At 40.1% G+C, this 22,185-nt stretch carries 17 protein-coding genes; 6 read left to right on the top strand and 11 right to left on the bottom strand.

Annotation, left to right across the window (positions count from 1 at the left end; genetic code table 11):
• Nucleotides 1-24: 24 nt before the first annotated feature.
• From CXF88_RS12450 to CXF88_RS12400, 11 genes are all read right to left on the bottom strand, one after another.
• Complete coding sequence (locus CXF88_RS12450) at nucleotides 25-783, bottom strand: SAF domain-containing protein (RefSeq protein ID WP_101087120.1); 759 nt, start codon at nucleotides 781-783, stop codon at nucleotides 25-27.
• Nucleotides 784-868: 85 nt separating this feature from the next.
• Nucleotides 869-1,261, bottom strand: coding sequence for a hypothetical protein (locus CXF88_RS12445; protein ID WP_101087119.1), 393 nt, complete (start codon nucleotides 1,259-1,261; stop codon nucleotides 869-871).
• A 991-nt stretch (nucleotides 1,262-2,252) separates the two neighbouring features.
• Entirely contained in the window at nucleotides 2,253-2,975 is a 723-nt protein-coding gene (locus CXF88_RS12440; protein ID WP_101087118.1) for a tetratricopeptide repeat protein, read from the bottom strand.
• A gap of 14 nt (nucleotides 2,976-2,989) precedes the next feature.
• Nucleotides 2,990-4,942: a pilus assembly protein N-terminal domain-containing protein gene (locus CXF88_RS12435; protein WP_101087117.1), complete on the bottom strand. Its 1,953-nt coding sequence runs from the start codon at nucleotides 4,940-4,942 to the stop codon at nucleotides 2,990-2,992.
• A 269-nt stretch (nucleotides 4,943-5,211) separates the two neighbouring features.
• Nucleotides 5,212-6,663 carry a sigma-54 dependent transcriptional regulator gene (locus tag CXF88_RS12430; RefSeq protein ID WP_101087116.1) on the bottom strand — a complete coding sequence of 484 codons (1,452 nt, stop codon included), beginning with the start codon at nucleotides 6,661-6,663 and terminating at the stop codon, nucleotides 5,212-5,214.
• Between the two features lie 12 nt (nucleotides 6,664-6,675).
• Complete coding sequence (locus CXF88_RS12425; RefSeq protein WP_101087115.1) at nucleotides 6,676-7,044, bottom strand: Hpt domain-containing protein; 369 nt, start codon at nucleotides 7,042-7,044, stop codon at nucleotides 6,676-6,678.
• A 277-nt stretch (nucleotides 7,045-7,321) separates the two neighbouring features.
• Entirely contained in the window at nucleotides 7,322-8,131 is an 810-nt protein-coding gene (locus tag CXF88_RS12420; RefSeq protein WP_242445143.1) for an EAL domain-containing protein, read from the bottom strand.
• Between the two features lie 197 nt (nucleotides 8,132-8,328).
• Nucleotides 8,329-10,662: an ATP-binding protein gene (locus CXF88_RS12415; RefSeq protein ID WP_101087114.1), complete on the bottom strand. Its 2,334-nt coding sequence runs from the start codon at nucleotides 10,660-10,662 to the stop codon at nucleotides 8,329-8,331.
• Between the two features lie 102 nt (nucleotides 10,663-10,764).
• Nucleotides 10,765-13,212: a PAS domain-containing hybrid sensor histidine kinase/response regulator gene (locus CXF88_RS12410; protein ID WP_101087113.1), complete on the bottom strand. Its 2,448-nt coding sequence runs from the start codon at nucleotides 13,210-13,212 to the stop codon at nucleotides 10,765-10,767.
• A 171-nt stretch (nucleotides 13,213-13,383) separates the two neighbouring features.
• Nucleotides 13,384-14,379 (bottom strand): response regulator, encoded by a 996-nt coding sequence (locus CXF88_RS12405; RefSeq protein WP_242445142.1) that lies wholly within the window; start codon nucleotides 14,377-14,379, stop codon nucleotides 13,384-13,386.
• A 454-nt stretch (nucleotides 14,380-14,833) separates the two neighbouring features.
• A complete protein-coding gene (locus CXF88_RS12400; protein ID WP_101087112.1) occupies nucleotides 14,834-15,730 on the bottom strand; it encodes a CLCA_X family protein in 897 nt (298 codons plus the stop codon).
• A 611-nt stretch (nucleotides 15,731-16,341) separates the two neighbouring features.
• Here CXF88_RS12400 and CXF88_RS12395 point away from each other — a divergent pair.
• From CXF88_RS12395 to CXF88_RS12370, 6 genes are all read left to right on the top strand, one after another.
• Nucleotides 16,342-16,665, top strand: coding sequence for a heavy metal-binding domain-containing protein (locus CXF88_RS12395; protein ID WP_101087111.1), 324 nt, complete (start codon nucleotides 16,342-16,344; stop codon nucleotides 16,663-16,665).
• A 173-nt stretch (nucleotides 16,666-16,838) separates the two neighbouring features.
• Complete coding sequence (locus CXF88_RS12390; RefSeq protein WP_101087110.1) at nucleotides 16,839-17,291, top strand: DUF302 domain-containing protein; 453 nt, start codon at nucleotides 16,839-16,841, stop codon at nucleotides 17,289-17,291.
• Nucleotides 17,292-17,691: 400 nt separating this feature from the next.
• Complete coding sequence (locus tag CXF88_RS12385; RefSeq protein ID WP_101087109.1) at nucleotides 17,692-18,399, top strand: SDR family oxidoreductase; 708 nt, start codon at nucleotides 17,692-17,694, stop codon at nucleotides 18,397-18,399.
• A 493-nt stretch (nucleotides 18,400-18,892) separates the two neighbouring features.
• Nucleotides 18,893-19,723, top strand: coding sequence for an EAL domain-containing protein (locus CXF88_RS12380; protein ID WP_101087108.1), 831 nt, complete (start codon nucleotides 18,893-18,895; stop codon nucleotides 19,721-19,723).
• Nucleotides 19,724-20,516: 793 nt separating this feature from the next.
• A complete protein-coding gene (gene gloA / locus CXF88_RS12375; protein WP_101087107.1) occupies nucleotides 20,517-20,903 on the top strand; it encodes a lactoylglutathione lyase in 387 nt (128 codons plus the stop codon).
• A 13-nt stretch (nucleotides 20,904-20,916) separates the two neighbouring features.
• Nucleotides 20,917-22,017 (top strand): alkene reductase, encoded by a 1,101-nt coding sequence (locus tag CXF88_RS12370; RefSeq protein ID WP_101087106.1) that lies wholly within the window; start codon nucleotides 20,917-20,919, stop codon nucleotides 22,015-22,017.
• The last annotated feature ends 168 nt before the right edge of the window (nucleotides 22,018-22,185 follow it).

Below are 22,185 nucleotides of genomic sequence, written 5' to 3'. Positions count from 1 at the left end.
TGTGACTTCCATTTGTGCGGATTATTAACGTTCAATACTGACCGTTTTGCGGCTATTACCACTGTGAATAATGATGTCTCTGTGCGTTTGGGCCATTCCCAGTAACGGCTGGGTTCCGTTGGCAATATCGTAGGCGCTGTGTAATACAATAGACACAATATCGCTGGCACCAATACTGGCTAGTGGATAAACATCTCCTGGTCTAACGGCCATAACTAGCGCTAATGCGCCATTGGATGAACTGGTACTTTGGTCATTTAAACGGTCGATTGCCCCTTTACTGTTATTGGCCTTTTTGGGCGGCTTAAGTAAACCAATTAATTGCACGTTGCGAGCAACGGTTCTGACACTTTTACGTCCGCGAACTAAAATATCGAATCGGTCGCCTTGATTAAGCTTGGCAAACGGCAGGCCTGTAGGTAATTGTGAAAGTGTGAATAACACCCGGCCCTCTGGTACTGCATACGATAACGATTTAACTGTGGGTAAAATGAGTTCGTTAGCAAAAACCACATCACCTTTGCGTTTGGCTACATTAAGTACTTTGCCAAGTAACTGCTGTGGATTTTGTACACTTTGTTCTGTATCCGATTTATCTGTTTTGCTCCTTGTTAGTGTTGATAAAGTAATAGTGTCACCGGCTTTCAAATCTTGGCTTAACACTACCGCAGTGGTTGTAGATAAACGGTCTACTTGACGAATACCCAGTGCTGAAGCCAATACGCCGGAGGTGACGAATAGTGCAATGGCTATTGTCGTACTACCTGTGAATTTGCGTTTCATGATGCACCTTTGCGTTATGTTGTTAATCTAAAGATTAGGCGCCGATTGCCTCTGTGTGAGACAACCGACGTAGACTTAGATTAAATTAGTTATCTAAACTACCGTCAGCCTGAGAGGCCGAAGCAGCACCTGCACTAGGTGAATTTGAAATCAACACAGCAGATTCTGCGAAGTCGGTTGCAACAAACTGGAAGGTTGCACCATCACCAGCATTCACATCCACAGCATCGATAAAGCCTGAGCCACTGATTTCTGCCGTATTTTCAGCATTAATGATGCCGTCAAATGCGTAGCTTTGGTCTAGCGAACCAATCGCTTCTGCAACATCTTCTAGTTCTGCAGTAACCGAATCTCGCATTGTAGTAAGTCCTACTACTAAGCCTGCTGCCATGACAGTTGATAATAAAATCAACTCAGATGTCATAACAAAACCGCCTTGCTTCTTATTGTTTTTAATCATTGATTTAATAGATTTCATAATGTTTACCTCATGTTATTAACTATCATGTTCACAGCCATCAAATGTTGTATTGTGAAATTGGGTAGAGAATTAACTTGCTCTGTTACATTAAGAGGAATCTAGATACTGCTATAAATTGCCTCTGTATAAGTAATTGCGAACAACATGCCAATATAGGATATTCATAAAATAAACTTTAAACTTGTTATTTGTCATGCGCTTACATATTTTAAGTTAATTTTACATACAATGAGATTATCAACAGTATCGGATTGAAAATGGATATGAATTGCAGAGTGAATGGCAAAATGCGAAAAGTTGCAAATCTACTGTTAATCCAATTTTTGCGCAGTCCATTAATTCAATAGCGTGACTCATGAACACTGGTTCTGTGAGTGTTATTAGTACGGTTGTCAGTACGTTTGCATTCCATGCTTAACGCCTGAATCATCAATCGGATCTACATTCACCTGTCATTAGTAATTACATTGTTAGATAACTGAGGCCCTTATTGGCGGCTATTGTCGACGGCTTTAGCAGCTCCATTGGTTTGCGGTTAGTGTTGCTGCATTTCTAAATGTTTGGCTCAAGGTAATAAGTGATTAAGGCCAATGTCATCCGTTATTACCGTGTTGCTGTTGGTGCCAGGAATAACGGCTTGGGCATATTCTCTTAATGTGATTTTTTGCAGCCTATTGCGACAACTGAGGTGTTAATCAATTCCATGCTGTAATCACTTAACTGATACTGAGTTGCTGAGTATATGAATGTTGAGCTGTTGAGCTGTTGAGCTGTTGAGCTGTTGAGCTGTTGAGCTGTTGAGCTGTTGAGTAAATTTTTATAAATACTCTTACACAGAGCAAATTAATACGATATTTACTGGCTTATCGTTACCAACGACAACGTTTTGGCTTAAGCGAATCGTTAGTCAGCTCTGTATTACAGATAAGAGCATTGGCCTAAAGCAAAAAGTCCCCATTTGGGGACTTTTACAAGCTGAATAATGACATTACAGACTACTTAACTGGACTCGACACTCAGGATGGTCACTTAAATACAGCAGTCTCGACAAACTTTGTCGGTGTGCCGGCTGGTAACTCAGGGTGTCGGCGTAAAAATGGCATGCTTGCGACCAATTTGATTGTGCTTCGTGAATTAGTCCTAAGTGGTAACTGGTTCGCCATACTGGAGCGCCTAATCGGTCGGCGGTAGCAATCACGGCTTCGGCTTTTTCGTAACGACCTTCTAAATAATAACTTGCTGCTAATGTTGCATGCAGTTCTGGGTGATCCGGTTGTAACTGCACTTGTCGTTGTAATACGGTTCTTGCCAGGTTGATATTACCCTCTTGCATGGCCAGTTTACTGCGCAAAATGGCTACTTCGGATACTGGTTGTTGTTGCGATAACAACCTATCTAGCACCATTTGGCTATCAACATCACGACCGATTTGATGGTAAACAATCGCGGCTGTAAAACCAATTTGTTGGTGTTTTGGATAGGTCATTGATAATGCACCTAGGTCGTTCGACAAGCGTTCACAGTCACTAATAGCAGACTGATAACCTTGGCAATTAACACCATCGGTTTGATTTACATTGTATTGTTTTAACATCGCCGTTAACTGATCATCTGGCTGATATTCACGCTTAGTTTGGCTGGTACTACACGCACTGCTGACTAAGGCAACCACAATCACGGTACTGAGGCGGAAATGAGTTAAGGTCTTCATAATTAATGTCCTCTTTATAGTGACGAGTCAGCTAATGGAAATTGCATGCTTTGTAGCATTTCAGCTGATGTTTGGAATTGCCATAAGGCAACATCATGACGTGGCTCTCTTACCAGTGTTGGCGTCACAATAATAATTAACTCGCGGGCGGTATCGGCGTCAGACGATGACTCGGTTAACTTACCCAGCAACGGAACATCGTTAATACCCGGTACAAAGTCACGTGAATCGCTTATGTCACGGCTGACTAACCCACCGATGATTAATGGCTGTCCATCACGTAAGCGCGTACTGGTGGTCAGGTTTCTGACATTGAATGCACTAGTGGTTAATGATGACCCTGTGCTCGACGATATTTGTTGGGTTAACAAAGTGTCTGGTGTTGAAATACTAGGACTTAAATCTAAAGTGATTAAGTCGTTTTCGTCCACCATTGCTCGTACTTCAAGCTGGATACCAAACGATTTAAACTCGGTGCCACTAAATACCCCTTGGCTATTACCCCCATTGGCACTACTAATTCCATTGGGTGAAAATGACGTTGGCACTGGCACTTCACCACCGGCTCGGAATACGGCTTTTTCTCCTGCTAAGACGGTTAACGTCGGACGAGATAATGTGCGTGAGATACCGTCTTTTTCTAACAATGAAAACAGTAAATCAAATGCAATCTCACTGCCGCCCACTTGGAAGTTGTTCACCAGTGCGCCACCTAATACCTGCAATGCATTTTCGACTTGGCCTGAACCCAGTGCTTGATTAGTTGCCCCATCTAAACCGAAATTACCGTCTGTTTTGTTGTAGCCTTGAGTGATCAATGAAAAGTCAGGACGCCATTGGGTTAAACTGCGACGATTCACTTCGTACATTTGAATCGCTACACGAACCTGGGGTAAATCGCGGACTTCGATGGTCGACAATAATCTACCATTCGCCATAGACAACAACTTGGCTCTGGCAATATTTGACTTCACATTGTTACTGCTAGATTTTGCATTACCGCCTCTATTTGATGACGAATTACTGCTTACCTGTTGGCTTGAGCTGATTAACCCACCCGACTCATTGGCGATAACGGTAATGTCATTACTGCCTGCTTCTATTTTTCCAGTGATTGAATTAATACGATCTCCAGTGAAAAGGCGCGATGCTAAATTTAATACTCTAACGAGGTCAACTTGGGTTTCAACCTGACCGCCTAGTAACAAGGTGTCGGCTTGATCATCAGGCATGTCGCCTTTTTGAATACGACTTACCGTGACTGATTCACCACCTAATTGAATAATGGCCTTTTTGACTTTTTCAATCATGCTCATTGGTAATACATCAACTTGAATTAAGTTGATAATAGCGGCGTGGCCTACACTCCCCCGATTAGACTTACGCAGTTGCTGCGACGGTAGACGAATATTAGGGCTTAAGTCGGCCAAAAAATCGGTAGGTGATTTCATGACTAAACTATTGTTATCGTTGATACGGTTTTTACCTGCATCTAAGTAATGACGAGCGGCAGTTTCAGCGGCTAATTTATATTTTACCGTTGGCACTCGGCCCCTAAGTACCAGAGCTGCGCGATCAGGTGCTAATGTTAGGCGAATTTTAGGGTGAATATCACTGAGCGCTTGCCTTAACACACTCAAGTCTTCTGTGACACTGAATAGAAACGTTTCAGAGGTGTCGTCGGTATACCAAACAATAAGGCTGGTACGGCCCACTTTTTTTGCCAGTGCTAATACTTCATTTTTATCGAGTACTTCAACTTGCATAATGGCATCTTGGCCAATGGCTACGCGTGAAATGCTTTTTTTAAACACCAAACGTGAATGAGTCCACTGGACCATTTCTCGGATCATACTGGACTGGCGGCCATCTGCTGTTTCAATAAAATCTAGCCCTTTAGTGCCAGCAAATACTGACATGCTCACTAGCAACAAACAGATTGACGTTACACAGAGAGATTGTTTCATGGTTAACCCCTTAACATTTAACGCGTCATTTAAGACAGTACAATGATTAATGCAGGAAGCTGGCCACAAAATTAAAAAATATTAGTTATTTTAAAACAGTAGGTTAGGCAGTTATTTGTCGTTATTAAATGTTCTGACTTACATTACTCTCAAATCGATTCGCATTTTGCGACGCACTTAGGGGGATGAGCCTAGCAATTTGAATGGCTTTTCAAATGGCAAAAAAAAGTTACCGATTAAGGTAACTTTTAACGGTTTAGAAAAGACTATTAACTCTCAGCCCAGCTTTTCATTTTTCGATAAATAGTTGATGCGCTAATGCCTAAATAAGCAGCTGCTAGTGGAATATTACCGTCACATTGGTCAATGGCTGCTTCAATGGTATTTTTCTCTACTATCCAAAGCTGAACAATATTATGTGGTGAAGGTTGTTGGGTATTAACGCTATTGGTTGAGGTTCTGGCCGTGATATTAGTGGTTGTTTGACTCGGCTGAATACCATGGTTATTTGTAGGGTGGCTGTTGGTATGGCTGACGATTGAATGACCAAAATTACCTGGTAACATGCCCTGCTGTACAGTCTGACCATCATAGATCACCACTATATTTTCGATCACATTTTGCAATTCACGAATATTACCAGGCCAATCGTATTGCATAAAGGTATGCTTAACGTCAGCACTAAAGTCGGTAAACTGTTTGTTATTCTCAGCCGTTTTAGACTGCAAAATATGATTTGCTAGCAATAAAATATCATCGCCACGCTCACGTAATGGCGGCAACATAACCGGGATAACATTGAGTCGATAGTACAAGTCTTCCCGAAAACGCCCTTCACCGACTTCTTCTGCCGGATTACGGTTCGTTGCACAAACGATGCGGACATCACTTTGTTGCAGATCGTTACTGCCCACTTTACAAAATGTACCCGTTTGTAAAAAACGCAATAATTTTGCTTGCAAATTTAATTGCATTTCACAAATTTCATCTAAAAATAGCGTACCACCATTGGCGACTTCGACAGCACCTTTACGATCCGTTAATGCGCCACTGAATGCACCTTTAACATGACCAAAAAACTCTGACTCAAATAGCTCTGCAGGAATAGCCGCACAGTTAATGGCAATAAATGGACCTTGCTCGCGAGCACTGGCCTGATGCAAACCAAGAGCACACACTTCTTTACCTGTACCGCTTTCACCGGTTACAAACACACTGGCTTTACTGCGTGCAGCACTTTCTAATAAGCGAAATACGGTATGCATTGATAACGATTCACCAATAAAGTTCATTCGCTCGAGCGAGGTTGCTTCTGGCTCTACAGTAATGGTTTTTATGTCTTGATTTTGTTGCTTAACAGCATTACCTACTGATGTGGTTAGGCGTTCTGAAGTAAACGGTTTTTCAATAAAGTCATAGCCACCTAAGCGCATTGCATCAACGGCAACATCGATAGAACTGTTTGAAGTGATGATAATCACTTTGGCTGAGGTGTCTTGATTATTGACGTATTTCAATACTTCTAAACCACTAATGTCGGGTAAACAAACATCTTGCACTAATACAGCAGGCATTTTTTCTTTAATCGCCACGAGTGCAGAATAACCATCGACAAAATGTTGCGTATCAAAACCGGCCTTTTTCAATTGGCTGCAATATAACGCTCCACTAGAGAGGCTGTCTTCAACTACGTATACGAGCGGTTTATTGTGTTCATTCATTACCGACCTTCCCTACTCGACTAACGAGTGAATATGCACGTTAAATACATTGAGTGTTTCAACTAAAATAGCTATTAACTGCTGAGTTTGTGGGATAAACGCTTGGCCAATTTCTATTTGATATACCAGACAGGCACTTTTCGATAAACGTTCTGCTCCATATAATGCAGCAGTGTTCTTCAGGATGTGCGTCACGTTATTAATCTCTTGGTATTGTTGTTGCTCTACTGCCGTTTGCAGATTTAAATGCAATTGAATTAATTCTTGTTCAAATAAATTAAGCAAATGTTGATAAGTTTCAAAACCTAAATCGGACAATAAATTGTCTAAGGTACTTCGCTGCATGATTGGGCATGCTGTTATTGCTGTGAGTTCTAACATTGTTCACCTCATGGTGGTTTATATAACCACTGCGTTATAAGCATAATGAGCAAAAAGCATTAAAGTCGCGTTTTGGCTTGTCTTATAGGGTAAACGCAAGAGTTACGCCAAGATAAAGGAAACAATTTTACCGTTATTATTCAGTGAATTAATTAACCTCATATTATAAACAAAGGTTACTTAATTTACAGTCGCATATTGATTCGCATTTTGCAAATCAATATGCAGCTTCAGTATCTACAAAAATAGTTTGGTCATAAACGATAAACAAAATATGTTAACTCCATAGGCTGAGGGTTTTTTCTAATGTTTGTGGTTTACCCAATAAGTAGCCTTGGACGACATCGCACCCAAGCTGACTTAAAATTTGCAGCTGGCTTTCTGTCTCGACTCCTTCAGCGACAATATGTAATCCAAGTCGTTGCGCCATGGCGATAACGGCGCTGCATAAAGTAAAATCTTCATTATTGTCTGCAATGCCACTGACAAAACTTCGGTCTATTTTTAGGCCGTCAATATTGAATTTTCGCAATAAACTTAATGAGGCGAACCCAGTCCCAAAATCGTCCAGCCACACTTGTACATCTTCTTGTTTAAAGGCATTAAACACTTTACAAATGGTTTGGGGATCGTGAATGAGTGCGGTTTCGGTTAATTCTAATTTAACGGCAGACGGCGGGATTTGGAGTTCAACAATAAGAGACATGAGCTGTTCATAAACATTAGTATGCAGCAACTGAACTGGGGATACATTCAACGATAAACAAATGTTTTGCATGCCCTGGTTACGCATGCGCTTTAAATCTAGCAATGCTTGTTGAAATATCCAACTCCCTAGCTCTAAGATTTGTCCACTTTGCTCAGCACAAGGGATAAAGTCACTGGGCGAAATAACCCCAAACGTTGGCGAGTCACATCGAACCAATGATTCAAAGCCGACAATCCGACCTGTTTGCACTGAAATAAGCGGTTGATACACCATGCTGAAACAATGTTGTTTTAATGCCTCCTCTATAACGTCGGTAAGGTCATTCCAATTTGAGTTACTTGCATCTTCATTGATCACAGTTTGTTTTTGGGGATACATATCTGACTCCAAAACGATTAATACTTATGTGGTAATTAATAGACAGCAAGAGTCGAGCCAAAAAAACGATTATTAATCAATCGATAAATCACTGATATATAAAGCAATAACTGCAATGAAATTAGTTAAGTTATTTTAGATAGCAACTTGCCATTCTGTTTGCAAAATGCAACTCAAATTACAAAGCAAACAGATGACTACTGTAGGAATTTAGACAGGGTTTGTAAGAAGTGAACTTTGTTAATCGGTTTTGAAACATAATCGTCCATACCGGCATCCATAAAGCGTTTTTTATCCCCTTCCATAGCATTGGCGGTAAAAGCAATGATGGGCGTTTTTTTGCATAAAGAGTCTGCACGAATGAGTGTAGACGCAGTAATGCCATCCATTCTTGGCATATATATATCCATTAAAATAACGTCGTACTTTAGTTTTTTGGCCGCTTCAACGGCCTCTATTCCATCATTAACAATATCAATATTACATTGCAGTTTGTCGCACATCGCTTGCATCACTAGTTGATTAGTCTTGTCATCATCGGCGAGCAATATTTTGACATTTCTATCGCGAAGGTTGAGATTGCTAATTAATGTTGCTGAGTTATATTCAACCGGTTTAGCAAGGGTAAACGGTATGCCAATAATGATTTCGGTACCGCTTTGTTCTTGGCTGTTTATCGTTAATGTCCCTTGCATTAACTTAACTAAATTATTACTGATTGCTAAGCCAAGCCCAGTACCTGAGCTGTGTTTTATTGCACTATTATCGACTTGAGTGAAGGGTTCTAAGATGTGATTCAGCATCGTTTCAGGAATACCAATACCGGTGTCGGTAATGGTAATGGTCACGATCACTTGAGTATCTGAGACCACATCGTATGTTGCGGTTAAGTTTATACTTCCCACTTTGGTGAATTTGATCGAATTTGATAATAAATTAAGTACTAATTGGCGTATGCGGCCTGGGTCACCGAGCAAACTTAACTCTTGTTCAGGTAATGATAAATTAAGCGATAAACCACTCGCCTCAGCATTGGTATTCATTAAACTGCAGGCAGATTGCAGTGTGGTCGTTAAATTAAAGGGTTCAGAGACTAAGGTTAACTTACCAGCTTCCATTTTGCTGACATCTAAAATGTCGTTCAATATTTGCAGTAGGCTATTAGATGAATCTTGCATTGTGGTTAAATAAAATTGTTGCTGCGAATTAAGCTCTTCATCGTCAACCAACACATCCAAAAGGCCAATAATACCATTTAATGGGGTTCTGACTTCGTGACTGACATTGGCTAAAAATTTTGATTTAACTACGTTAGCCGTTTCTGCTTTTTGGCGCGCTTCGATGAGTTGCAGTTCTTTGCGTTTCAACTCAGTTATATCGGTATGGAACCCAACAATACCGCCATCTCGCATTGGTCGTTCAACCATTTTAATCCAACGGCCGTCATTGAACTCAATAATCCGCTCAGGTTGCTGCTTACGTAGGTCATCTACATCTAGAAAATCAGGTTGTTTAACTAAACTGCGTACTGTGGAGTTTTTTCGTAATTCTTGATAACTAATGCCTTCGTGAACAATATCAGCCAGTTCAGGATAAAGCGAAATAAAATTTTGATTATACACCGCCACTTTTTGCTGATTATCAAAAATGATAAATCCATCAGCTAATGCTTCAATCGCATCACGAAAACGTCTTTCATTCCTAACTTGATTAACTGATAAAAGATGTAACATTTTACGTAAGTTAGCCGGTAATCGAAGCAATAAATACATCAGCATGGCCAGGCAGCCACCAGCAAAAATGTATAGCGTATAATGCCACCAAGAGTCGTTAGTTGACTCATCCGGAGTTAAATGTTCAATAATATCAGCTTGCAAAATTACATGTTGATTGTCTGTTTGTACGGCAAGGAATAGGCTCGATGCCAGTACAATCAAACTGATTGAAAAAGCCACGGCTCTGCGGGTCCATAGTGGCGATGGTTTCGTGAGTAAGCTGATTAACCTTTGAGTAAATGAGCTTTGCTTGTCGGTTGCTATTTCGGCACTGCGTTGACGGATCAGGCTTTCAATTACTTTACCAAAATCTTGCAGATGCTGTTTGTCGCTATAACTAAATTGTCTTGGTTTAGTGTCGATAATGCACAAGGTGCCAATACGATGACCACCAGCAGTTTGCAAAGGAAATCCTGCATAAAAACGAATTTTAGGGCCATCTAAAACTAAGGGGTTATCAGCAAAGCGTTGGTCTTCTAAGGTATCTTCTACAACAAATACATCACTGGAATGAATAGCATGGCCACAAAAGGACTCTGCTCTACCTGTTTCGCAAGCTTCTAAGCCTTGTTTGGATTTGAACCATTGTCTATTTTTATCAACCAAACTGACCAAACAAATTGATACATTGAAGTAGGCTTGGACAAAACGAGTCATGTGATCAAACTGCTCTTCTGGAAACGTATCCAGCAAATTCAACTCAAGTAATGCCTTAAGCCTGTTTGCTTCATCAATTGTCGGCTGTGGTTGATCCATATTAGGTCCCTAGAATTATCAAACATCAATAACACTCTATATTACTATCAGTGCTATCGCTATATAGAGTTGATTTGTATGAACAAATCATTGAGGCAACCGTTATAAGCCATTTAATTGATCTAAGGTATATTGGAGTTTATCTAACTTACTCCGCTTAACACTATTGGTTGAATTCAAATAGCGTTGGAGTAACTCATACAAGCTGTCTCGATTGATGGGTTTTGCTAGATAATCATTCATTCCTGCTTGAATAAAACGCTTTTTATCACCATGAATAGCATTAGCCGTCACGGCTATAATCGGTGTTTGACTGAATATCTCTCGACCAGAACGAATTTTTTCTGTCGCGGTAATGCCATCCATAACAGGCATTTGAATATCCATAAGGATTAAGTCGGTTTTGTGTTCAGCTAAGTAGTTCAATGCTGCTTGGCCATTTTCAGCACAATGAACCTCACAACCCACTTGAACCAGTATTTGACTTAACACTGCCTGATTGTTGATGTTATCTTCAACGATTAATACATGCTTATCAGTAAACTGCAGTGCCAGTGATGCTGGAAACCCACTCTCGCATGAATGAGTTAACTCTAGGTTAACCAAAGGATCATCTAATAACTCTAATGCCCAACTCAAATGTGATAATTTAAATGGGCCATTAAGCTGAATTTCGTTTTGATTGTTATACACAAAACTACTCTCTTGGCCGAGTAAGTCTATTGAAAGAAAACACACTTTGGTTGATTTAAGGTTATTGATGGCTTGCAAATAATCACGACAAGACTGCAATTGATTTGGGTCTGTTAACACAATAATATCGACATTATCTGCTAGCTGTTGGGGTAAATCAGTCGGGTTGTTAAACGCACTATAAGTGAGACTGTAATGCTGCAACATATTGTAAACGGCTGGATTTAAGCTGTTATTTTGACCGACAACCCAACAATGTGAATATTTATTATTATTAATAATTTTGGCGGTTGAATCACAAATTTTAGGCTCAAGCTTCAGCGGAATTTCAACAATAAAACGACTACCTACCCCGAGAGTCGATTCAACACAAATATCACCGCCCATCGCTTCACAAATCTGACGACAAATTGCCAGCCCTAAGCCACTACCACCATAAACACGAGTTGATGAGGTGTCTGATTGCATAAACGCTTCGAACATCTGTTCAATTTTATCCGCCTCAATACCAATCCCCGTATCTTGAACGGTTATCTGTAAGGTGAGTTGGTCATCATTATTCATGTAATTAACCGATACCACGACCTCCCCTTGGGGGGTAAACTTAACGGCATTGGCCAATAAATTAATTAATATTTGCCTGATACGGGCTTTATCACCAATGATAGCTAGCGGCACTGTTGGCATAATATTTAAGATAACTGATAAGCCTTTTTCTAAAGCTGGGCCAGATACGATATCAATCGCTTCTTCAAGGCAACGATCAAGCTTAAAAGGTTCATTAACAATATTTATTTTACCGGCTTCAAAACGAGAATAGGTCAGGACATCATCTAAGATACTCAATAATGCATCACTACTGGTTCTTATCATGTCTGTAAAGCGTGTTTGCTCACGGGTTAAGCCGCTTTCGAGCAGGATATCAGCAGAACCAATCACTGCGTTCAGTGGTGTACGAATTTCATGGCTTATATTGGCCATAAAACGACTTTTAGCTTCGGATAATTGCTCTGCTTGATATTTAGCTTCTTGTAAAACTTTTAACGCTGCCCTGTTTTCGCTAATGTCGGTTTGTACCGCAATAAAGTGGCTTATGTTGCCAGTGCTATCAACCACCGGACTGGTATTAATGTTGACCCAATAAGGTTCGCCATGACAATTGTAATTAATAATGTCGGTTTGAAAGCTTTTACCTTGGCGTAACGCCTCTGACATTAAGATTATTGTTTGAGGATTGCTGTCTTTACCTTGCAATAAATGACCCGGTTTTTTACCCATAATATTTTTTAAGATATAACCGGTGCTTTCTTCAAAACTTTTATTCACCCACTCAATGAATCCCTCGCGATTGGTTATCACCACTAAATTTTTGGTATGGCTGGCCACTAACGATAAACGCTTAACATAGTTTTGTTGATGAAGTAGTTGTGCTTGTATATCTTTATGTTGCTGAATTTCAAACAGCGAACCGATGTAACCACCGTCACCGTCTTGCACTAACTTTAATTCAAACCAGTGATGCTGACCGTTTAATAACTTAAGTTGAACTTCAATAATGGTTGGGACATTGTTACGGCTGTAGGCTAATTTATGTAGACACACTTCAAGTAATGCCAGTTGCGTTGACGAACTGATTAACGAACACAAATTCATTTTATCTAACGACTCACGATCATAACCTAATCGCTTTTTCCATGCGGGATTGGTATACGTTAATTCAAGTTGGTCATTACATTCAAAAATGCATTCATCTAAAAGTTCGAGTAATTTAGTTTGACGTTTTTGTGCATGAGAGAGTTTTTCAACAAGTGCATATTGAATTTGAACTTGTTGCTCATCCCTGGATTCATCAGCCATGATTAGCCGCCTTTATTGGTTAGCTTAAGTCGTTCGAATGACACTACTTGGGTATATGGTGGCAACACATCTTCGCTATAAACTGACTGCACAGACGGCTTATTAACGACAATGTATAATCAATTCCTACGTTGTCGTATCAGAGTGAATGTATTTTATATAACAAAGCTTTTATTGCAGCTGCCATTGAACTAAAAACTTTTCTAATGCCAATTTAGTGACTGGTTTTTCTAAATAATGGGTAATACCTTTACTGAACAGGTGCTGGATTTCATCGGGCTCAGTGAGCCCGGTTAACGCCACTTTAGGGGTTAACCGATTCATTGCGTCATCGTTAACCAGTCTTTGTGCCACATCGCTGCCATACAACCCTGGCATACGTTCATCGAGCAGAATTAAATCAAATGTTTGTTGCTGTGCTAGCGCTAACGCTGAATTGCCATCATTCGCCGACACCACTTTACAGCCGAGCTTTTCAAGCATGGCTTGGGTAGCAACTTGACTAGGAATACTGTCGTCGGCAACGAGTATAGATAATGGCTCTGGTGAAGCTTGCTTGTTAATCATGTTAATAATATCCGTATCATAAAATGGCCAAAACAAAGTTGAGGTTGGGCTAACATCGGTATCTGGAGCATTGACAATGTTACATAATGTCAGCTTGATAACGTCATTGTTATTATCAATATCATTGGTGGTTTTAGACTCCTCGTCAATTAAATCTACACTCAACGCAGACTTCATTTTCAAATGAGTAAAATTAACCAACGAAAATTTAATATACGGCGCTAAGACAGCATTAATCTTGTTCGATCCACTCCGTAATTCGATGAATTGATGAGGAATCGACACTGGCTGAGAAAAAAAGGCTTTCTCTGGTGTGGTGCAGATAGCGGCAATGTCGGTGTTTGTATCAGCATAAATGGCAAGCTCTAAATGCTTACTTTTAGCTGCAACGATCAGCACAATTTTTTCATCCGCGACTTGTAGCACTTGTTTTATCAGTTCACTCAATTGCTGATGCATTAACGTCGGATCGGACTGATATACCGCACTGTAATAGCCTGTTTTATTGATTAAACAAGGTTGAATAGTTTTTCCATGCTCGGCTAATTCTTTAGCGAGCACACATTGAATGAATTCAAGTAATTCAATTTTAATACTCATAACGAACTGCCTCTTTGCTCTCTACCGACAACGAAGAAGCAGCAATTTGTACGCCATTCATACAGAGGCAATCTAACACATTGTTATTAGACAACAATTTCTAACATCAACCAACATTGGAGAGTCTATGGGTATTTGGTTTGCATGTTGAGACGCAATTTGAGTTGCATTATGCAAATCAAATTGCAAAGCGGGCATTATCCACCAAAGCAAAAGAGATAAAATAAGGGACACAAATGGCAATATCTGTCCCAGAATACTCAACAATGCTAGCAAATGACGTTAGCTAGGTGAAAACAAGTCTTGGCCGAGACTGATTTTCTATAGATAAACATTAAAGCAAAGACCGCATTAATCGGCCTTTGTTTGTAACATTGGAAATGACACCATTCTCAAACTAACTCATACAAGCTACTAACTTACATCGTTACCCCATAGAGAATGGTGCCTACTGTTAACCATTCTGCTTATCAAACGCTAGCCCTAAAGGTTCAAAATATTCCATCATGGCTTGATATATTTCACGGCAGTGTTGTGCGTCGGGATAAGCGCCATGCTTAGCAAGTGACGAGTCGATAGTACTGTTAACCAGGTAAGGATTGGATATATTGGCATAATCTTGTGAATACATTTCAATGCAAGATTCGAAGGCGCGCGCCATCATTTCGGTCGGTTTAGCAAAGTAATGGCAGCGTTGCTGTTTATCGAGTGCGATGGAGCGACGCACATAGTCGTGTGGCTCTTGACCGTTGGCGCTCAGCAAGGTCACTTTAAATAAGCTAGAGAGTTTCTTATTCAACGGGTGAGCGATTATGGATTTATCGGCCAGCCAATTGTCGCTGGCACAAGCAAATAAATTGGCACGACTTAAGTTAGCCCGAGTTGTAGTGGTAGTTTGCTCTGATAATACAAGCGACGACAAATACGGGTCTAATATACTGTCGTCGATAAACATTTTGTCGGCGATATAGTGATCGAATGCATGCCAAAATTCATGAGCTAACGACCCTGCTCCGGCATTTTTGGCTAATGCCAGTTCCCGGTATGCTGGCGAATAATGAGCTTGCACACCTTTTTGGCCGCCATGGCCAAAGGCAAAGCGTAAGCTACCGCGTAAACCAATCAACTCTGGCGGTACTGCTAATATGTTGGCTAAGTCGGCTAGTGAGTCAAATATCAAATTAGCCGCAAGTGCCGACTCCTCACGGTTAACCCATTTTCCAACACGGATATGCTGCAAACCAAAAGTGTGTTTAATGTCGAGAAAACTGACCGAATCGCCATTTCGATAGTCGGGCCCGATACGTTCAAAATGACGTTGATGATTTAATAATGAATGATGTGAAGCCAAACATACCTCTATTGTCACTAAAGCGATTGCCAAAAATGTTTACACAAAAACGAATGCTGAACCTAGTGGTTAATTATGCCATGTTTAACGCCATAAACCGCCCTATAAAAATAAAGTGATAGTAAAAAACACCGCTAACGTAGGCTAATGCCACCAGCACACCACTAGAATAACTATTCGTGATTATGCAAAAATAAAAGTATCACCCTCGGTAAAATTTTAACCTTCATTCATTTTAATGCATATTTACTCAAAATAAGTCTGCGCAGGTTACATAAAAGTGACCTATAAAACACCGAGCGTATTTTACTCTGCCATTAAGTGTCTATTACGATACTCACTAAGTGACCTATTACGTCCACCAGCATTTTATGGATCGTCTAGATTACGATTCTGTATTATGCATCTACATTACGGCTATTGATTACGGCTCTTCATCACGACCCTTTATTGCTTCTCTTCAATACGACTCATCATTACTTCCCTTTATTACAAGATGCGCCTAAAGCGTAAACAACAGTATTGGGGGTCAGTTAAGTATCACTAATTGGATTCCTATTTAAGCTTGTTAGCAGTACGATGGTTTACGATTGATTTTTCATGGAGGATTTATGATTTATACCACGACTGAAACCATTCCTGGTCGGGACATTATCGAGATTGTCGGCGTTGTAACCGGTAATGTGGTTCAATCTAAACATATTGGTCGAGACATTATGGCCGGCTTAAAAAGCATTGTTGGTGGCGAAATCCGCGGTTACACCGAAATGTTATCTGATGCCAGAGATGTCGCAGTTGAGCGTTTAGTTGCCAGTGCGGCACAAAAAGGGGCTGATGCGATTGTGGGGATCCGCTTTACGACAAGTGCCATTATGGATGGCTCGTCTGAAATTATGGCTTTTGGTACTGCGGTTAAATTAGGGCCAAGCAGATAAATACGCCTGAAACTAAACGGCTATTAATAGTATTTGCGTACAACAAATGCTTAAGTCGATTTTTATATCCTTGATGTTAGCCGAGTTTATTGCCGAAATGCTTCTAATGACCAAACATAACTAATATGACCAAACACAACTAGTATGACCAAACATAACGAATAGGTGATTTTATGATTAAAAATATTTCTTTAGCCGTTGCCATGTTGATAACGTCTACTCATGCCTTTGCGGTAGAAAGCCTTATCACTGTTGAAAGCCATTACTCGGCCAAAGAAACGGCAGATAGGTTTGAGTCGATCATAAAAGACAAAGGTTTTACGGTTTTTTCCAAGATTGATCATCAAAAAAATGCCGCCGGTGTGAACTTAACTCTGAGACCAACTGAAGTGATTATTTTCGGTAACCCTAACATCGGTACTCAATTAATGCAGTGTAACCAACTTGTCGCGATTGACTTGCCACAAAAGGTATTGATTAGCGAGGATGCTGATAACAAGGTTTGGCTGTCGTATAACAATCCGGAGTACATTAAACAGCGTCATAGTATTGCAGGCTGCGATAAGGTTATTAATAAAATCTCTGGTGTCCTCAATACATTAAGCATTGCTGCAACGTCTAAGTAGTTATTTCGCAGCTAGTCGTTTGAGTTAGTCGTTTGGCCTAGTCGTTTGAGCAAGGCTATTGGCGCGAACATTTTGAACGAGTAGATTGAACGAATATATTGAGTGATCATTTATAGCCACCAGCTTATTAATTCGGAGCGAGTATACGAGGAATAAGCAAAGCATGACGATGATCACTCAGCCATTGTGTGTTATCGAATGACGATTCTTATCGCAACACAGAGTAAACAAATCGAATCACATCAGCAGTGACACAACTACAAGATGATATTTATCAATATTTTACATCTATATTTTACATCTATCTTTTTCACAAGAATTTACACAAGAATTTACACAAGAATTTTTCAATAGAATTTATCAGAAAAGTTATATAAAACAATCGATTTAGAGGTTTTTAATGAATAGTGAAGTGGTATTAATCACCGGTGCGAATAGAGGTATTGGTTTAGCGTTAACAGAGCAATATCTTGTCAACGGTTGCAGCGTCATAGCAACCTGTAGAGATGGCGCAACAGCGACTGAGCTTTTGTCGTTGAAGGCTCAGTTTGCTGACAAATTATTGATTGAGTCAATGGATATAACGAGCTCTGAATCAATTCAGCGCTTAGCGAATAATCTCAGTCAGCTAAATATTAGTCTCGATTTAATTGTTAATAATGCGGGCTTTTTAGATCGAGATAATCACAGTATTCATGCTATTGATTATGCTGACGCTGAAATGTGTTTTAAAGTAAATGCGCTCGGGCCATTATTTTTAACACACTGCTTATTAGAACTATTGAATAAAAATCGTTTATGCAAAATAGCGATTATCTCTTCTTCTAAGGGATCACTATCACAAGTACAAGGTGTCGACTGGTATGGTTACCGAATGTCTAAAGCCGCAGCCAATATGTTAACTGTGAATTTATCGACTGAACTGGTTAATGATAACGTCGCGGTGGTATCTGTTCATCCTGGTTGGGTGCAAACGGATATGGGCGGCAGCTCTGCAAAGGTAAAGGTTAATGATTCCGCCCTTGGGATTATAAAAGTGATCAACAATTTATCGATTCACAATACCGGTCAGTTTTATGATGTTAACGGTGAGCAACTGCCGTTCTAATCAGCGCATCAATCCGTACAACAAACTACCGACCGCTTTATTGGTAATTCATTGGTCAGATTTGGGCTACTGTTAGTGCGTAAAGATGGTGAATATGATGTTTTTTTATTAAGCAATTAGCCAACAAATTGACCGATATACTATTAAATACTCGATAATGTGTAATGATGTTTGTGCGTGGCTTGCCTTAAAGATTGAAATGGGTAAGATGTTGTTTTAATGTCTTTATCGTTGATATTATTATGATGTCTGAGTGTTAACCCACACAGTATGGCAACATCGATTAAGTCGACAGTTAATCAAATTAAAATTGATACAATTAAGATGAGTTTTATCTTTTCCTGCCGCATAGCGGCTAAGCTCAACAAACACTTAATGTTGATTTGCAACGCGCTGCATTGGTAATGTTTTTAGTCATTACCATGCAAGGTAGAATCCTAAGTTGCGTTACGGCATAGCTTAAGCGAGCGTTATATTAATTGAGGTTGCTACAATGGAAACAAAGCCAATAATTTATGACAGATTTACTTGTAATAAATGTTTTGATAAAAGCAGCCTTGATTTTGATTTCACCATGGCTTTTCAGCCAATTATTAACTGTAAGACCAATAGCATATTTGGCTATGAAGCATTGGTACGTGGTTTACAGAATGAATCGGCCTTTTCGATCATTTCTCAAGTTAATGATGATAATCGTTACCTCTTTGATCAACTTTGCCGCGTTAAAGCCATCGCACTGGCGGCGAAACTAAAGCTAGATTCAATGCTTAGCATTAACTTTCTCCCAAATGCCATTTATAAACCTGAGCGCTGTATTCGCACAACCTTAGAAGCCGCTAAAGAGTATAACTTCCCAACCAACAGAATCATGTTTGAATTTACAGAAAATGAGAACATTAGTGATACTGCATTTGTTAAGAGTATCGTTGAGTATTATAAGCAATCAGGATTTATCACCGCACTAGACGATTTTGGTTCTGGCTATGCCGGTTTGGGACTGTTGGCTGATTTTCAAACCAACATTATCAAATTTGATATGAAGCTTGTTCGTAATATCGACCAAGATAAAACCCGACAAGCTATTATAAAAAACTGCTTAAACTTGTTTGCTGAACTTAACATTACCTCTTTGGCTGAAGGCGTAGAGACAATAGAAGAAATGCAATGGTTACGCGATTGTGGCATTGAGCTGATGCAGGGTTATTTATTTGCTAAACCTGGTTTTGAATCCCTACCGCTAGTTGATTTTGACGAGATATACCGCAGCGAAAGTCAGATTAAGACTCAACCTACTCTGAGCTTAAATGACGGTGCGGGTATATAAGCTTAAGGTCGAGACTCATCATTACCTCAATGCACATTATTATTTATGCCATTGAGTGTATTCCACACGAGTATGGCGCAAGTGTTCAAAGGCAATAGGGTTAGATGTTTCGTGCATAGGTTGAATGGCTTGTGGTATTTCTTAGTTAACAGTCTGTGACATGACCGGCATCGAAATAGCGGTAAAGATTATCGCAACTATGGTTAATCTTATTTTCATGCTGCTGCCCAATATTTATTGAGCCTAAATATTTCTACACTGCGTCATTAATGCGCCTATGCTATAGGCGTAATACTCTTTGCAACAACAAAAACGCACTATCACCATGGTTTAATGGTTAAAAAGCAGTTCGTACATCTGTGCCTAAGCTAAAATTTAGACGATAAAGCGTGGCTCTTTTTTGCAAAAATCAGAGAGATCACAGACCGTTTTCATTTGTATTTGAGGGGCACATTGTCAACTTTCAGTTTGCTTTGCATGATAATGTTTATTGTCACCATGATAACCTGCAAATAATTTGTTAATTATGTTCAAAAAATTTTGGACGTTAATTGTTAAACCCTCCATTGATAACGTTTTATTATTAAAAGGATAACTTTTAATAATTTATTGTTTAGCCTTGTTCACTGTATATTACGTCTATCGAACATCATTCATCATTCATACGCACGCCTTATAGTGTAATTTATCCGATTGTTTATGCGATTGTTTATTCGGTTGTTTATTCGTTTGTTTATTCGGGAATGGGCACGTTCGCTGATGCGTTTAAAAGATGTCGCTTAAAGAGAGAGTTATGAAATTTTTACACACTATGTTGAGAGTCATTGACCTAGAAAAATCAATTGAGTTTTATACCCATGTGCTAGGCATGAAAGTGCTAGAAAGAACCGAAAACAAAGACTATCGCTACACCTTAGTTTTTGTGGGTTATGGCACTCAAGCAGACAGCACCACGATTGAATTAACCTATAACTGGGACACCAATGAGTATGACCATGGTAATGCTTTTGGTCATATTGCGCTGGGTGTAGAGGATATTTATAGTGCCTGTAATGACATTAAAGCACGCGGTGGCAACGTCACCCGTGAACCAGGACCGGTAAAAGGTGGTTCAACCCACATCGCCTTTATCGTCGATCCTGATGGATACCAAATTGAGCTCATCCAAATTAGCAAGTAAAGAGGAATACAGAATGAACAATGCACTATTTCAACCAATACAGCTCGGTAAACTCTCTTTAAACAATCGTATTGTGATGCCACCAATGACACGCTCACGCTCAACCCAACCGGGTAATGTGGCTAATGAGATGATGGCTGAATATTATGCTCAGCGAGCATCCGCGGGTCTTATTATTACAGAAGGCACCCAAATATCAGTCATGGGCCAAGGCTACGCATGGACGCCAGGTATTTATTCTGCAGAACAAATTGCCGGGTGGCAGAAAGTCACCAAAGCGGTTCATGCACAAAATGGCACTATCTTCGCTCAGCTTTGGCACGTTGGTCGAGTGTCTCACCCTGATAATATCGGTGGTCAGCAACCTATTTCGTCTTCTGCACTAAAAGCCCAAAATGTAAAAGTGTTTGTGGATAATGGTACCGACGAACCCGGTTTTGTTGACGTGGTAGTGGCTCGTGAAATGTCTAAAGCTGACATTGAACATGTGATTGGCGAATATCGTCAAGCAGCGTTAAATGCGATTGAAGCCGGTTTTGATGGCGTAGAACTGCATGCTGCTAACGGTTATTTAATTAACCAGTTTATCGATTCTGAAGCGAATAATCGTATCGACGAATATGGTGGTAGTATCGAAAACCGCCTGCGCTTCCTGGGTGAAGTGGTTGGTGCAATGACCCAGGCCATTGGCGCTGATCGTGTTGGTGTTCGTCTTGCGCCATTCACATCGCTAAATGGTACTGTTGATGCAACGCCGATAGACACCTACATTGCCGCGGCAGCATTACTTAATAGCCTCAATGTGGTCTATATCCATGTGGCTGAAGTTGATTGGGATGATGCCCCAGAGACACCAACAGTATTTAAAGATACGGTTCGCGACGTTTATAAAGGTGTGCTTATTTATGCGGGACGTTACAACGGCGAAAATGGATCTCAGGCCATTGATGCTGGTGTAGCGGATATGATTGGTTTTGGCCGACCATTTGTCTCCAATCCAGATCTGGTAAACCGTATTAAGCATAACTATCCATTAGCCTCTCACAACCCAGAGACATTATTTGGTGGTGGTGAACGCGGATATACTGATTACCCCGAATACAGCCCAAGCTAATAGTAATCACACTGTTGAGTTGAGTTAATATGTGAGCGATTCTGACGTAAGGTAGGATCGCTTTATACGTATACATCATCTATTTATCACGACATATCTTTTGGTTTTCTCGTATCATTGCGACTTGCCAAGAGCCTTGCCCCTTTTCCCATCCCTCAGCTGGAACAA

The sequence above is a fragment of the Shewanella sp. ALD9 genome (assembly GCF_002836315.1).
Taxonomy (GTDB): Bacteria; Pseudomonadota; Gammaproteobacteria; order Enterobacterales; family Shewanellaceae; genus Shewanella.
Note: the sequence above shows the minus strand (reverse complement) of the source record. Positions and strands in the feature narration are given on the sequence as shown.